Source organism: Rhodoferax sp. (assembly GCF_039922535.1).
GTDB lineage: Bacteria > Pseudomonadota > Gammaproteobacteria > Burkholderiales > Burkholderiaceae_C > Rhodoferax_B.
On sequence record NZ_JBDTEM010000288.1, the window covers coordinates 1 to 13,368 of the forward strand.

At 64.2% G+C, this 13,368-nt stretch carries 11 protein-coding genes; 1 reads left to right on the forward strand and 10 read right to left on the reverse strand.

The features are described from left to right. The coding region (locus ABI213_RS13480) for an AraC family ligand binding domain-containing protein (RefSeq protein ID WP_348027507.1) at positions 1–610 on the reverse strand (610 nt) is incomplete at its 3' end. A gap of 80 nt (positions 611–690) precedes the next feature. On the opposite strand from ABI213_RS13480, the gene ABI213_RS13485 reads away from it, so the two are divergent. Next, positions 691–1,926, forward strand: a complete 1,236-nt coding sequence (locus tag ABI213_RS13485; RefSeq protein ID WP_348004919.1) for an MFS transporter — start codon at positions 691–693, stop codon at positions 1,924–1,926. Between the two features lie 56 nt (positions 1,927–1,982). Here ABI213_RS13485 and ABI213_RS13490 read toward each other — a convergent pair whose 3' ends face one another. The 9 genes from ABI213_RS13490 to ABI213_RS13530 all read right to left on the reverse strand — a co-directional run bounded on the left by ABI213_RS13490 (position 1,983) and on the right by ABI213_RS13530 (position 13,260). Continuing rightward, positions 1,983–3,389, reverse strand: a complete 1,407-nt coding sequence (locus ABI213_RS13490; protein WP_348004918.1) for an aldehyde dehydrogenase family protein — start codon at positions 3,387–3,389, stop codon at positions 1,983–1,985. 11 nt (positions 3,390–3,400) lie between these two features. After that, positions 3,401–5,695 carry a primary-amine oxidase gene (gene tynA / locus ABI213_RS13495; RefSeq protein ID WP_348004917.1) on the reverse strand — a complete coding sequence of 765 codons (2,295 nt, stop codon included), beginning with the start codon at positions 5,693–5,695 and terminating at the stop codon, positions 3,401–3,403. Positions 5,696–5,853: 158 nt separating this feature from the next. Further along, complete coding sequence (gene feaR / locus ABI213_RS13500) at positions 5,854–6,801, reverse strand: transcriptional regulator FeaR (protein WP_348004916.1); 948 nt, start codon at positions 6,799–6,801, stop codon at positions 5,854–5,856. 94 nt (positions 6,802–6,895) lie between these two features. After that, positions 6,896–7,534 carry a maleylacetoacetate isomerase gene (gene maiA, locus ABI213_RS13505; RefSeq protein WP_348004923.1) on the reverse strand — a complete coding sequence of 213 codons (639 nt, stop codon included), beginning with the start codon at positions 7,532–7,534 and terminating at the stop codon, positions 6,896–6,898. A gap of 5 nt (positions 7,535–7,539) precedes the next feature. Then, positions 7,540–8,817, reverse strand: a complete 1,278-nt coding sequence (gene fahA, locus ABI213_RS13510; protein WP_348004915.1) for a fumarylacetoacetase — start codon at positions 8,815–8,817, stop codon at positions 7,540–7,542. Further along, positions 8,814–10,133 carry a homogentisate 1,2-dioxygenase gene (hmgA, locus tag ABI213_RS13515; RefSeq protein WP_348004914.1) on the reverse strand — a complete coding sequence of 440 codons (1,320 nt, stop codon included), beginning with the start codon at positions 10,131–10,133 and terminating at the stop codon, positions 8,814–8,816. The genes fahA and hmgA overlap by 4 nt, the downstream gene beginning before the upstream one ends. Before the next feature lie 203 nt (positions 10,134–10,336). Then, entirely contained in the window at positions 10,337–10,525 is a 189-nt protein-coding gene (locus ABI213_RS13520; RefSeq protein WP_348004913.1) for a DUF2783 domain-containing protein, read from the reverse strand. Between the two features lie 19 nt (positions 10,526–10,544). Beyond that, the gene (locus ABI213_RS13525) at positions 10,545–12,203 is read right to left on the reverse strand and encodes an FAD-dependent oxidoreductase (RefSeq protein WP_348004912.1); all 1,659 of its coding nucleotides are present in this window, start codon (positions 12,201–12,203) and stop codon (positions 10,545–10,547) included. Positions 12,204–12,303: 100 nt separating this feature from the next. Beyond that, complete coding sequence (locus ABI213_RS13530; protein ID WP_348027509.1) at positions 12,304–13,260, reverse strand: MBL fold metallo-hydrolase; 957 nt, start codon at positions 13,258–13,260, stop codon at positions 12,304–12,306. Between the last annotated feature and the right edge of the window lie 108 nt (positions 13,261–13,368).

The window sequence follows — 13,368 nt, forward strand, 5'->3', positions numbered from 1 at the left end:
CGCGGAACAGCCGGGCCACCGTGCGTTCGCTGGCCCCGAAATCTGCCGCCCAGGCGGCCAGCGTGGCCTGGCGGGCCGGGTCGCGCAGCACGGCATCGCACAGGGCGCGCAGGCGTTTGTCCTGCGGCAGGCTGACGCGCAAGGTGTGGGTGTGGGCCAGGCCGATTTCTTCCAGTATCAGCAGCATCAGCGCGTCTTCGCGGGGGCTGGGCTGGGTGTCTTCCAGTGCGTGGATCAGCGCCCGTAACAGCGGCGAGATGACCAGCATGCGGCAGCCCGTCCAGCCCGGCGGGGTGGCCGAGACGTCCATGTAGACGGTGCGCAGGTGGGCGCGCTCCAGCACGGTGACGGCGTGCGGCATGTTGGCTGGAATCCATACCGCCCGCGATGGCGGCACGATGAAGCTATTGTGCTGGCCCGCGTCGTTGGCCGTAACCTGCATCAAGCCGCTGTCGCAGTAGGCCAATTGCGCCCAGGCGTGCCGGTGGGGGTCAAAGTGTGCATCTACAGGCAGGGTGCGGGCGCGGCTGCGCAGCGGGCGTTGCGGCGACGGGGCGAAGCCGTTGACGTCGTCCAGGGCTAGCGGTTGGATAGCGGGCCTGCGGGCCATGGTGGTGTTTGTCTGAAATTCGCTGATAAGTGTCTTTACACAGTATTCCAGAAATTTACAGTGGCATCTACGATCACCGCATGACTTCTGCAACCACACCTTTCCCCTCTGCTCCCAGCCTTCGCCAAGAGGCCAGCGTGATCGGTCTGGTGGGCGGGGCCCACATGATCAGCCATTTCAGCCAGTTGCTGTTGGCTCCGCTGTTCCCCTGGCTGAAAGACGACTTCCACGCCAGCTATGCCGAGCTGGGGCTGCTGATGAGCATCTTTTTTGTGGTGTCGTGCGGGGTGCAGATGGCTTCGGGCTTTGTGGTGGACAAGTTTGGGCCCCGGCCGATTTTGTTTGCCGGGCTGGCACTGCTGGGGCTGGCGGCGTTTGGCTTCTCAATGAGCACCAGCTACGCGATGCTGGCGGCTTTCTCGGTGCTGGCGGGCGTGGGCAATGGCGTGTTCCATCCGGTGGACTACACCTTGCTGAACCGCAAGATCAGCGCGCCACGCCTGGGCCACGCCTACAGCGTGCACGGCATTACCGGCAGCCTGGGCTGGGCGCTGGCCCCGGCCATGCTGGTGCCGTTGACGCTGGCGTTTGGCTGGCGCACCGCGCTGGCCTGCGCAGGCGGTTTGGCGTTTGCGGTGCTGGCGGTGTTGTGGATGTACCGCGACCGACTGGCTCTGCCAGTACTGCCCGCGGACAAAGCCGGTGCACCCAAAATGGAGGGTGGCAGCATGGGTTTCCTGCGCATTCCGGCGGTGTGGATGTGCTTTGGCTTCTTCTTTTTCTTCGCCATGGCCTTGAGCGTGGTGCAGGCCTTTGCCCCCGAGGCGGCGCGCCAGTTGCACAAGGTGCCGCTGGACCTGGTGGCCCTATGCCTGTCGGTCTACATGCTGTGCAGCGCGGGCGGCATGGTGCTGGGCGGGTTTTTGGCGGCGGACCCCACGCGCTGTGAACGGGTGATTGGCGTGGGCTTTGGCATCGCCGCCAGTATGGCGCTGGTGCTGGGCTTTGCCGACGTGCCCGCTTGGAGCGTGCCGGTGCTGTTTGGGCTGATGGGCTTTGCCGCGGGCACGGGCGGGCCATCGCGCGATTTGATCGTCAAGCGCGCGGCACCGGCGAACGCCACGGGGCGGGTGTACGGCGTGGTGTATTCGGGGTTGGACATTGGCCAGGCGATTTCGCCACTGCTGTTTGGCAGCTTGATGGACCACCAGCAGTTTGCGGGCGTGTTCATCGGCCTAGCGGTGGTGCAGGGCGTGCTGATCGCCAGCGCCTTCAATGTGCGCAAAGTCCGCCGGACCGCCCTTGCAACGGGTTAATTCCCATGGTTTCGCTGGCAGAACCACCCCGAAGCATGCAAGTCATTTCACTTTCATCAGGAAAAAACCACCTGCTGGTCGGTGTATTCCTGCATTCCATCTTCGGCAAACTCCACCCCGAATCCCGATGATTTGGTGCCTCCAAACGGTGCGTTGGGTTGGATCGCACCGTGTTTGTTGATCCACACGGAGCCGCATTCCATCCGACTGGCTACTTGTTTGGCGTGCGTAATATCGCTGGACCACACCGAGCCGCCCAGGCCGTTCGGGCTGTCATTGGCAAAGCCGATGGCTTCGTCTACATCTTTGTAGCGGACGATGGGCAAGGCTGGGCCAAACTGCTCCTCGTCCACCAGCGCGTCGCCATTCTTCAGCCCGGCGATGATGGTGGCGGGGAAAAACAGGCCGTCGCCCGGCGCACCGCCCAGCAACACATCGCCCTTTTTGCGCGCATCGGCCACCAGTGCGGCCACTTTGTCGAATTGCATACGGTTTTGCACCGGGCCGAGCAGGTTGTGTTCGGCCATGCCGTCGCCCATGGGCACGGTTTTGGCGTAGGCCACCAGGTGTTCGCACACAGCGTCGTGGATGCTGTCGTGCACATACAGGCGCTTCATCGCCGCACAGGTTTGCCCGTTGTTGATAAAGCTGCCCCAGAACAATCCCTCGGCGATGGCTTGGGGGTCGCAATCGGGCAACACAATGCCGGCGTCGTTACCGCCCAGTTCCAGGGTCAGTCGCTTCATGCTCAAGGCGGCAGACTGCATCACCTTTTGCCCGGTGGCGCAGGAGCCGGTAAAGACGATCTTGCGGATGCCCGCATGCGCTGCCATGGTCGCACCGATGCTGCCCGCCCGGTCGTCCCCCGTGACGCAGTTGAGCACGCCTGCTGGCAGTACCTCATTGAGGAGTTCGACCATACGCAAGGTGGCCAAGGGCGTGTGCGGCGACGGCTTAATGACCACCGTGTTTCCGGTGCGCAGCGCCGGCAGGACGTGCCAGATGGCAATCATCAGCGGGAAGTTCCATGGCGTGATGGAGCCCACCACGCCCAGCGGCTTGCGGTGCAGTTCCACCCGGCCTTGCGCGTCGTCTTGCAGCAGCTTCATCGGCAGCGAAAGCCCGCTGGTGTAACGCGCCCATGTCTGCGCGCCGCCCATTTCCCAGCGCGAACCCAGGCCGTTGAGCGGTTTGCCCTGTTCCAAGGTGATGAGCCGCGCCAGGTCTTCGGCCTGCGCCGTTAGCTTCTCCGCCACGGCCAGGCAGGCCCGCTGCAGCTCATCGTCCGTTTTTTGGGACCAGGCGGGAAAGGCAGCTTGCGCGGCCGCCACGGCGGCATCCAGGTCTGCCAGGCTGGCATTGGGGGCCGTGCCTATGGTTGCGCCGGTGGAGGGATTTTTGACATCGAATGTCGCGGCGGCGGGCACCGCGCGCCCGCCGATGGTCATGTGGGCAGCGTACATGGTGGCTCGCCTTATTTGGAGGGTTGGTTCAGGCCCAACGTGGGCGTTTCGTCAAAGAAGTTCCAGGGTTTCAACAGCGCGTGCACCCACTCGGTGGGCATGATGGGCCATTCCTCGGCCCGGGCGATGTGGGTGGTGCCGGTGGTGAGCCACACCACATCGTCGGTGTTGGCGATGGACTGGTTGTCGGCGGTGAATTGGCCCAGGCCGGTGTCGGTCTTGGAGCGGTTGGGGAACTTGCCCTCGGGGTACATCTCGTCCGGGTTGTAGCGCGTCACCCAGAGCTGCTTGTCCATGAAGCTCAGGCGGTGGTAGATCCACTCGTCCTTGCCAAAGTTGGCCCCCTTGGCGATGGGGTGGGTGCCGCCCGCGTAAGGAATGAGCTGGTACGACACCGGGTTGCCCACCTTGTTGGTCTTGGACGTGTTGCTCAGCAGGCGAATGGTGGACGGGTCGAACTTCTGCGCGGCTTCTTGCTCGGTGGCTACGCTGCGGGTGGTGGTTTGCATGGTGCTGGTGCGCGGGCCGCTGCGGGTGTTGCCCAGTACCACCGGCTCGACTTCGGTAAGGGTGTTGGCCTCGCCATCCACATCCATGTCCAGGCGGAAGTTGTAGATGTGCTGGTGGGTGGTGCCCACGATGTGGTGGTCTAGCAGGGTGCCGTAGCGGGTGTCTTCGGCGGCGGTGGCATCGGCCATGGTGCGCGACTTCACGCCCTTCACCGCCTCGATGCCGGTGGCTCCCGCGTCGATGCCGATGGTGCCGTTCTCGGCAAACACCCAGTCAAAGATGTAGTCGTAGTTGCCTACGGTGCTGATCCAGCGCACGACCAGTTCGCGGCGCTCGGCACCGATGTTGGGCTGGCCCATTTCCTGGTGCTTGAACTCGGGCCCGGCGTAGCGCTCGAAGACGGCGATGGCGTTCGGCACGGCGGCGGGTTTGCCGGTGTAGTCGGCCAGGGTTGCGTCTAGCAGCACGGCGTTTTCGGGGGCATCCTTGCCACGTTGGATGGGCGATGTCAGCGTGCCCATGCCGTACTCGCCCGAATCCAGGTAGGCCTTGAAGTACCAGCCTGCGTCGGGGTCGCCATAGGGCACGATCATGCCGCCCAGCGAGCCTTCGTACATCACTTTGCGCTTGGTGCCCTTGTCGTTATAGGTCACCGTGGACAGCACCAGGCCCACGCGCGAGTCCAGCCGCAGGTGGAAATCCCAGTTGCGCCAGTGCAAGCTGTTGCCGGTGATGGTGTAGTTTTTGCCCTCGGGCTCGGTGATCTCTAGCGGCTTGGGCGCAGGTGTGGCCTTGCGGTCGCGGCCATCGTAGGGCGTGGCTTTCATGGGCACGGGGATGACACCCTGGTCCTCGATCTGGATGAGCTTCTTTTGCACCAGGTCGACCACCGCCACCAGGTTCTCGATGGGGTGGGCCCAGTAATTGCCGTCGCCGGTATCCAGGTAGCTGACGATCTTCAGCAGCCGGTCTTCTTGGCGCAGCCCGTCCTTGCCGTCAAAGTAGCCCACGGTGAGCGGGGTGGCAACAACTTTCTTCACATCCATGACACCGCGCTTGGCCAGTGCCTGGGCGTACTCGGGGCTGGCCTCCACCACCGCCTGCACGGTGGCAAAGTCGTCCAGCAGCACCATGCCGTGTGTGCCTTCTACCTCTTTCCAGCTGGATACGCTGCGGGCCGCCAGGTCCACCGTGCCTTCGATCACCTTTTTGCCGTCCAGAATGACAAACGCGGCCTGGCGCGGGGCCTGCACTGGCTGCCCGGTCAGGGCGAAGTTCCACACCTGGTCTTTGGGCGGGGTTTTGACGCTGATCTCGGTAAACCGGTAGCCATCGTGGTAGCGGCCCGAGGCCTTCAGGATGTCCACTGTGGCCTGGATTTCGGCGGCAGTCAGCGGGTTTAGCGGGCTGGGTGTGCGCTCCACCACAAAGGTCTTGTCCAGGCCGGACTGGAACACCTGGTTGATGAAGCCCTGCGCCACGTAGGCCTGGCCCTTGCGTAGCACCAGCGGCACCTCCAAGCTCAGCGGCTGGCCGTTGACCAGGGCGGTCGTGGCACCGGGCTTGACCCGCACAGTCGTGCTGTTGCGGGTGATTGTGTACAGGTTGGCAAAGCTGTCCCAGCGCACGGTGGCACCAAATGCTTCCAGGGTTTTTTGCAGTGGCACCATGGTGGCGGAACTGCCGTGGGCCTGTGCCGGGGGCACCCAGACGGCGGTGGTGCCCAGAGCCAGGGCGATGGCCAGGCTGAGCGCACGGACTGTGTGTGGGCCAGAACCTTGTTTTGTGTTGAACATAGCGGCTTCCTTCTACAACGTGGGTGGGGTCAAAACGAACGCTGGAGCCGTGCTCCGTGGCGATGACCCACAGCGTATGTGTGTTGGAAGGGCGGGGCTTTGTTGTGTCTGCCAGATGGTTGTGCCAGCCTGCCAAACGGTGTTGCGCAGAGCGCTGCTCAGGCGTGGCAGCGCCTGCGGTATTCGCCGGGCGGCACACCAAAGCGCGTCTTGAACGCGGACGAAAAGTGGCTGGAGTCGGCAAAACCCCAGCTGTAGCCCAGGGTGTACAGCTTTTCGTCGCACGCCGCTTGCCGCAGGGCCTGAGCGCACAGGTCCAGGCGGCGGTTCTTGATGTACTGCGCCACCACCAGGCCCTGGCGCGAGAAAACCCGGTACAGGCCGCGCACCGATACACCAATGGCCTGCGCAATCCATTCTGGCGACAGCCTGTCTTCGGCCAGGTGCGCGTCGATGAATGCACAGGCCTTGTCGAACATGCGCTGGTGTGCGTCGCTGGCAACGCGGTCTACCGCCTCGGCCAGCCCCAGGGCCGGTTTGAGCAGGCTGACCAGCGCGTCCAGCACGGCTTCGCCCTCTTGCGGGGCCAGCCCGGTTTTGGATTGGCGCAGGGCAGCGAACATCAACTGGCCGGCCATCATGGCTAAGGCCGAGCTGGCTGGTATGCGCTGCGCACAGGCTACCCGGGTGTGGTGCAGGTTGCGCTCCACCGTCTGTCGGGGCAGGATCAGTGAAATCTGGCGGGACTGCTCGCCCAGCACAATACGACACGGTTGGGCGGCATCCAGAATGGCGATGTCGCCTTTGGCGAGTGCGGCACGCTGTGTGCCTTGTTCCAACCCGGACTGGCCCTGCAACTGGAGCACCGCAAAAAACTTTTGGTCGTCGCTGCGTGCCACATCGTGCTGGTTGCGGTATAGGCAGGTCTGCACCGCATCCACCACGCTCAGGCGCACGGCCCCGCTCTCAAAAGAGTCAAACTTTCCGGTGAAGGTGTCGCCTAGCAGGGTAGCGTTGAAGGCGCCGCAAGCGGTGTTGATGCCGGTGATCCAGTCATCGAACAACGCGCCATCGCGGGGAAGAGGTTTGCGGACAGTTGCAGACATTGTGCGTGTGTGATTCAGGTCAACCCATAGTTTTCCAAACCATTGCAAGCAACTTTTACACCAAACCGCTGGCCACTATCAAGCGCCGTGGGGGTTATTCCGCGTCCAACTGCTGTTCCGGCGCCGCTTGCTGGAACGCTGGCAAGGCGACGCACCGGGCATGCACCGCCACCACCGTGGGCACATGGTCCAGGTTGCAGGCGAAGCGCTGGGCGTTGAACACCTGGGGCACCAGGCAGCAGTCGGCCATGCTGGGGCTGTCGCCCACGCAGAACTGGCCTGCGGTCTGCACCAGGCGCGCCTCTACCGTGGCCAGGCCGATGTCGGTCCAGTGCCGGTACCAGCGCATTTTTTGTTCTTCGTCCAGGCCCATTTCGTCTTTGAGGTAGTTCAGCACCCGCAGGTTGTTCAGTGGGTGGATTTCGCAGGCAATGTCCAGCGCCAGCGCCCGGATGTGGGCCCGCTCCAGCGGGTTGCTGCCCAGCAGCGCGGGCTGCGGCCAGCGCTCTTCCAGGTACTCGATGATGGCCAGCGACTGGGTGATGGCCTGCCCATCGTCTACCAGTGCGGGTACCAACCCGGCCGGGTTCACGGCCAGGTAGGCGGCGCTGTGGTGTTCGCCGCCGTTTTTCAGCAGGTGCACGGGCAGCATCTGGGCGTCCAGCCCCTTCAGCCCCAGCGCAATCCGCACCCGGTAGGCGGCGGAGCTGCGGAAGTAGGTGTGCAGGGCCAGCATGTTCACAGTGCCAACGCAGGCAGCACCGTGCCCCGGCATTCGCCAAAGCCGATGCGCCGAAAGCCCTCGCGCACGCAGTAGCCGCGCAAGATGATGGTGTCGCCGTCTTCCAGCCAGGCGCGGGTCTCAAAGTTGGACAAGGTAAAGGGCTTTTTGCCGCCCACGCTCAGCTCCATCAGCGAGCCGCCTTGCTCCGGCTGGGGGCCGGACAGCGTGCCGGTGCCGAACAAATCGCCCGCGCGCAGATTGCAGCCGTTCACCGTGTGGTGGGCTACCAGTTGGGCGACGGTCCAGTAGGCGTCGCGGTAGTTGGATTGCGAAAGCTTGTCGCCTGCATGGCCAGCGGCCTGCATCTGCGCGGTCTGGATCCACACCTCTAGTTCAATATTGATAGCACCTTGCGCAGTATTGGCGGGCGATGCAAGGTAATTTAACGGTGCAGGATCGCCGTCGGGCCGGGTGAACGGTGCGCGGAACGGCGCCAGCGCGTCCAGCGTCATGACCCAGGGCGACAGCGTGCTGGCGAAGTTCTTGGCCAGGAACGGGCCCAGTGGCTGGTATTCCCAGCCTTGCACGTCGCGCGCGCTCCAGTCGTTGAACAGGGCCACGCCAAACACATGGTCTTCGGCCTGGGCCATCGTGATCGGCTGGCCCAGCGGATTCGGGCGGCCGACCACCAGGCCGAGCTCCAGCTCGTAGTCGAGTCGGCGGCAGGGGCCGAAGCTGGGCGTGTCCTGCTCGGGGGCCTTGGTCTGGCCGTTCGGACGGTGGAAGCTGCTGCCACTGGGCTGGATGCTGGAGGCGCGGCCGTGGTAGCCAATCGGCACCCATTTGTAGTTGGGCAGCAGCGGGTTATCTGGCCGCAGTTGTTTGCCGATGGTGGTGGCGTGGTGGATGCTGGTGTAGAAGTCGGTGTAGTCGCCGATCTCGCAGGGCAGGCCGAGTTCCACGTCCGCCTGGGCGTGCAGTGCGGCCTTGAATTGGGTTTGCTGGGGGCTGCCGGTGCGTAGGCCGTTTTGTATGGCTTGGCGCAGGCTGAGCCGGGCTTCGGGCAGCAAGCGCATCAGCCGCTTCATGTCATGGTCATCGATCAGGCTGGCAGCGCCCAGGTCCAGCACCTGGTCGCCAATCGCCACGCCGATGCGCCAATCGGCATCTTGTTCCAATTTGAAGCGACCAAAGGGCAGGTTCTGCAGCGGGAAGTCGCTGGCCGGGTCATTGGCCGAGGCGACCCAGCTTTGCAGCCCGGCATCATGGGTGGAGTCGAGCATGGCGGTCATACGGGGGCTTTCAAAAATGTGTCGGCCAGGCTGCTCCAGCAGTTGGCGTAGGTGGGGTCCAGTGCGCCGCCGTGCATGGCGAACGCGGTAGGAATAAAACGGTAGCGGCTTTCCAGCATGAAGGCCAGAGTGTTGTCCAGCTTGTGGGGCGCCAGCGTGGCGTGGCTGGCCTTGTCGAAGGCGTCGGCATCCGGGCCGTGCGGCACCATGCAGTTGTGCAGGCTGGCACCTCCGGGCTTGAAGCCTTCGGGTTTGGCGTCGTACTGGCCGGTTACCAGGCCCATGAATTCGCTCATCAGGTTGCGGTGGTACCAGGGCGGGCGGAAAGTGTCCTCGGCCACCATCCAACGCGGCGGGAAGATCACGAAGTCGCAATTGGCCGTGCCTGGCGTATCGCTGGGGCTGGTCAGCACGGTGAAGATGCTGGGGTCGGGGTGGTCAAAGCTGATCGAGCCGATCACCATGAAGTTCGCTGTGTCGTATTTCACCGGGGCCAGGTTGCCATGCCAGGCGACCACGTTGAACGGGGTGCCGGGCTGCTGGTTACGCCACAGCCGACCGCCGTATTTTTTGACGATCTCGTAGCTGCCTGCGGTATCTTCAAAACTGGCAACCGGGGCCAAAAAGTCGCGTGCGTTGGCCAGGCCGTTGGAACCGATCGGCCCCAGCTCGGGCAGGCGAAACGGTGCGCCGTAGTTTTCGCAGACATAGCCGCGGGAGGTTCCATCGGGCAGGCCCACCTTGAAGGCCATGCCGCGCGGGATGAGCACAATTTCGCCCGGTGCCACGTCCAGCACGCCCAGCTCGGTGGTCACCACCAGGCGGCCTTGCTGGGGGATCAGTAGCAGTTCGCCATCGGCATTGACCAGTGCGCGCTGCTGCATGGAGGTGTTGGCGGCATACACCAGCGCCGCCATGCCCACTTGCGCGTCTGGCTCGCCATTGGCTACCACGGTGGCCAGGCCATCGACAAAGTCCACACTGCTGCCCTCTGTAGGCAGCGGAAACGGGTTCCAGCGCAAGGGGTCGGGCGGGGTGACCACGCCCCCGGCCGCGCCGCTGGTCCAGTGCGTGTGTGCATACGGCTGGTAGCCACCGCTGACCACCGAGGGCTGGCGGCGGTACAACCAGCTGCGCCGGTTCTCGGCACGTGGCGCCGTAAATGCTGTGCCCGACACCAGCTCGGCATACAGGCCCAGCGGAGCCTGCTGTGGGCTGTTGCGGCCCTGCGGCAGGCTGCCCGGCACGGCCTCGCTGGCGTATTGGTTGCCAAAGCCGCTTTGGTAGCGGCGCTGTACGGAAGAGTCGGCGGTCATGGTTTTGCTCTGGTTTATGTAGCTGCTTGCGCAGGTGGAATATGCGCTAGCAGCCTGTCTTGGTCAAAACTAATTTATGTTGATACTGTTATTCGATCGGTTGGCCGTCCTGGACGGTAGATGCGAATGCCGTGGTGGTGAGGGCCAGGGCGACCCCCCATGTGGCGTGGGCCCATGTGCCGGTCTCCTTGTGTTTATAAAGTTCAGGCAGCGGCGGCGAAGGCTTGGCGCAGCACGGCCAGTGTGCCGATGTGGTTGGCTAGCACCAGCACCAGCCGGGCGTTGAAGGCATGGCTCTCTTCTGTGCTAAGCCCCTGGTGGGCTTCGATCAAAGCCTCGTAAAAGTCGTCGGGCGCGTCCAGGTGGGGGGCGGTGTTCAGCGTGGTTTGCATTTTGTCTCCTTGGTCTCCTTTAGTTCGTAGCGAGTGCCCGCTGGCAGGCACCGCGGATGGCTGCGGCGCTGGGGGTACGCCAGCGGGCGCATACATGCTGGTCGGGGCGCAGCAGGTACACCGTGCCGGGCTGGGCGTCGTAGCGCTGCACCGCCCGGCTGTTGGCGGTGGTCAGCGGTACCTGCACCACGTGCAGGCTGGGGTCGGCCTGGGCGACGAGGCTGGCGGCGGCAGCGTCGCCAAACACCAGGGCGGTAAAGCCGGTGCGGCTGCAGGCGCGCAGCAGCCAGCCAGCGTCGGCCAGCGGCGCGTCGACAGCGGCGGCACCCGGCACCATCGGGCCGCTGAAGCTGTCGGTGTCGGCACTGTTCAGCGGTGAGTCGTGCAGGATGGCGGGCACCGACAGGCGGCCGCTGTTGACCAGCACGCGGGCAAAGGCGTGGCGTTTGCTCAAGACCAGCGTGGCGTCGCGGAACATGCGGCTGATCTCGCTCTTGGGTGTGATGAAGTCGGTGGCGCGGGTGGAGTTGCGGATGTTCTCGTCGGCCGCGTATTCGCGCTCGGCGCCATAGCTGTCCAGCAGGGCGTCGGGCGCCTTGCCTTGCAGCACGGCGGCCAGTTTCCAGGCCAGGTTTTCGGCATCCTGTACGCCCGAATTGGCACCCCGCGCACCGAACGGTGACACGCCGTGCGCCGAGTCACCCGCAAACAGCACCCGGCCATGGCGAAAGCGGGCCATGCGCAGGCAGGAGAAGGTGTAGACGCTGGCCCATTCCAGCTCAAACTGCGCGTCTTCGCCCAGCAAGGCCTTGACGCGGGGGATGATGTTTTCGGGCTTTTTCTCTTCCACCGGGTCGGCGTCCCAGCCCAGCTGGAAGTCGATGCGCCACACGCCGTCGGGCTGCATGTGCAAGAGCACGCTCGAAGACGTGATCTTCCCGTCCTGTACGCTCTGGTTGCGGTGGAAGTCCGGGTCGAACCAGAACCAGCGTTCGGCCTTCAGCTCCAGCCCGCTGTGTTCTGCCGTGAGCTTGATGTCGGCGATCAAAAACCGGTCGCGGAAGCTGCGGCCCTTGCTTTCCAGCCCGGCCAGCTTGCGCATGGCTGAACCCGCGCCGTCGCAGGCCGCCACGTAGTCGGCGTCCAGCTGGTAGGGGCCGTCGGATGTTTGGATGGTCAGGCGGGCAAAGTCGGCGTGTTGCTCCAGCCCAGTCACGGCGTGGTTCCAGCGAATGTCGATCAGCGGCAGCTGGGCAGCGCGTTCGGCCAGAAAACCTTCCACGTAGTACTGCTGCAGGTTGATGAAAGCCGGGCGTTCGTGGCCGGGTTCTGGCAGCAGGTCGAAGCGGTACACCTCTTCGCTTTTAAAAAACACCTTGCCGACGTTCCACGACACGCCTTTGTCGACCATGCGGTCGCCGCAGCCCAGACGGTCAAAGATTTCCAGCGTGCGTTTGGCAAAGCAGATGGCGCGCGAGCCGGTGGAGAGGGTGTTGTCGTTGTCCAGCACCACCACGGGCTGGCCTTGCTGGGCCAGGTCCACCGCCAGCGCCAGGCCCACCGGGCCGGCCCCAACCACCACCACCGGGCGGCGCACCGGAGTGGTGGCGTCTTGGTCGGGGTGGTGGGTGGCCGGGAAGCTGAGTTTTTGGTAGTTGGTTGCTGGGGTTGAGGGCATGTCTTGTCTCCGTCTTTTTATCGGGACTTACGCAAAGCCCGCCTGAAGGCCCAGAGGGCCGCCAATCAGGTTTTGTCAAAGTCTTATCTATTCTTTCGGCTTAGCCTTCCAGGGTTTTCCACATCTCTACGTCGCGCTCGGCGGTCCAGATGCGCGGGTGGGTGTACTGGGTCATTTCGTCAAAGCAGCGGGTCACGTCAAACGGCATGCAGTGGTCGAAGATCACCCAGTGGCCGTACTTGGGGCGCAGTGTGGCCATGGTCTCTTTGTAGACGGCGTTCAGGTCTTTGCCGGCCGCCACTCCGGCTTCTACGCTGGCGCGCACGTCGGCGATGAAGTCACGGGTGCCACGCAGGCCCGCGCTGACCTGCTCGGGAGTCACCAGGGCCGCGCCCCGGCCGGGCACCAGTGCGGCGGGTTGCAGCGCGGCCAGGTTGTCCAGGGTTTGCGGCCAGTCTTTGAAGTAGGCGTCGCCCGCGTAAGGGGTGGCGTCGAACTCGACCAGGTCGCCGCTGAGCAGGGTGCGCTCTTGCGGCAGCCAGACCACGGTGTCGCCCTTGGTGTGGCCCCGGCCCAGTTGCAGCAGTTGCACTTCCAGCGTACCCAGCCACAGGGTCATCTTGCCGGTGAAGGTCATGGTCGGCCAGGTCATGCCGGCGGGCACCGTTTCCACATTGCTGAACAGGCGGGGGAAGCGGCCGATCTCGCTGGCCTTGTCTTGCTCGCCGCGCTCAACGATCAGGTCATAGGTGTCCTGGCTGGCCAGGATTTGCTGCGCGTTGTAGGCGCTGGCACCCAGCACGCGCACTGCGTGGTAGTGGGTCATGACCACGTACTTGATGGGCTTGTCGGTCACTTCGCGGATGCGGCGGATGACGTCGGCCGCCATGGCCGGGGTGGCCTGGGTGTCTGCCACCAGCACGCAGTCGTCGCCAATGATGATGCCGGTGTTGGGGTCGCCTTCGGCGGTGTAGGCCCAGGCGTGTTCCGAGATCTGGCTGAAGGTAACTTTCTTCTCTTCCAGGTCGGCTTGGCTGGCAAATTTCTTGACGGTCATCTCATTCCTTTCGAAAATCAGTGCGTGTCGAGATACGCGGCGCGCACATCTGGATCGTTCCGCAGGCACCCATTCGAACCCCGCGGGAATTTTGGCGCTCGCAGGTCG

Coding starts and splice junctions, on each gene's coding strand:
- ABI213_RS13485 (WP_348004919.1), top strand. CDS start 691: ATGACTTCTGCAACCACACCTTTCCCCTCTGCTCCCAGCCTTCGCCAA.
- ABI213_RS13490 (WP_348004918.1), bottom strand. CDS start 3,389: ATGTACGCTGCCCACATGACCATCGGCGGGCGCGCGGTGCCCGCCGCC.
- tynA (WP_348004917.1), bottom strand. CDS start 5,695: ATGTTCAACACAAAACAAGGTTCTGGCCCACACACAGTCCGTGCGCTC.
- feaR (WP_348004916.1), bottom strand. CDS start 6,801: ATGTCTGCAACTGTCCGCAAACCTCTTCCCCGCGATGGCGCGTTGTTC.
- fahA (WP_348004915.1), bottom strand. CDS start 8,817: ATGACCGCCATGCTCGACTCCACCCATGATGCCGGGCTGCAAAGCTGG.
- hmgA (WP_348004914.1), bottom strand. CDS start 10,133: ATGACCGCCGACTCTTCCGTACAGCGCCGCTACCAAAGCGGCTTTGGC.
- ABI213_RS13520 (WP_348004913.1), bottom strand. CDS start 10,525: ATGCAAACCACGCTGAACACCGCCCCCCACCTGGACGCGCCCGACGAC.
- ABI213_RS13525 (WP_348004912.1), bottom strand. CDS start 12,203: ATGCCCTCAACCCCAGCAACCAACTACCAAAAACTCAGCTTCCCGGCC.
- ABI213_RS13530 (WP_348027509.1), bottom strand. CDS start 13,260: ATGACCGTCAAGAAATTTGCCAGCCAAGCCGACCTGGAAGAGAAGAAA.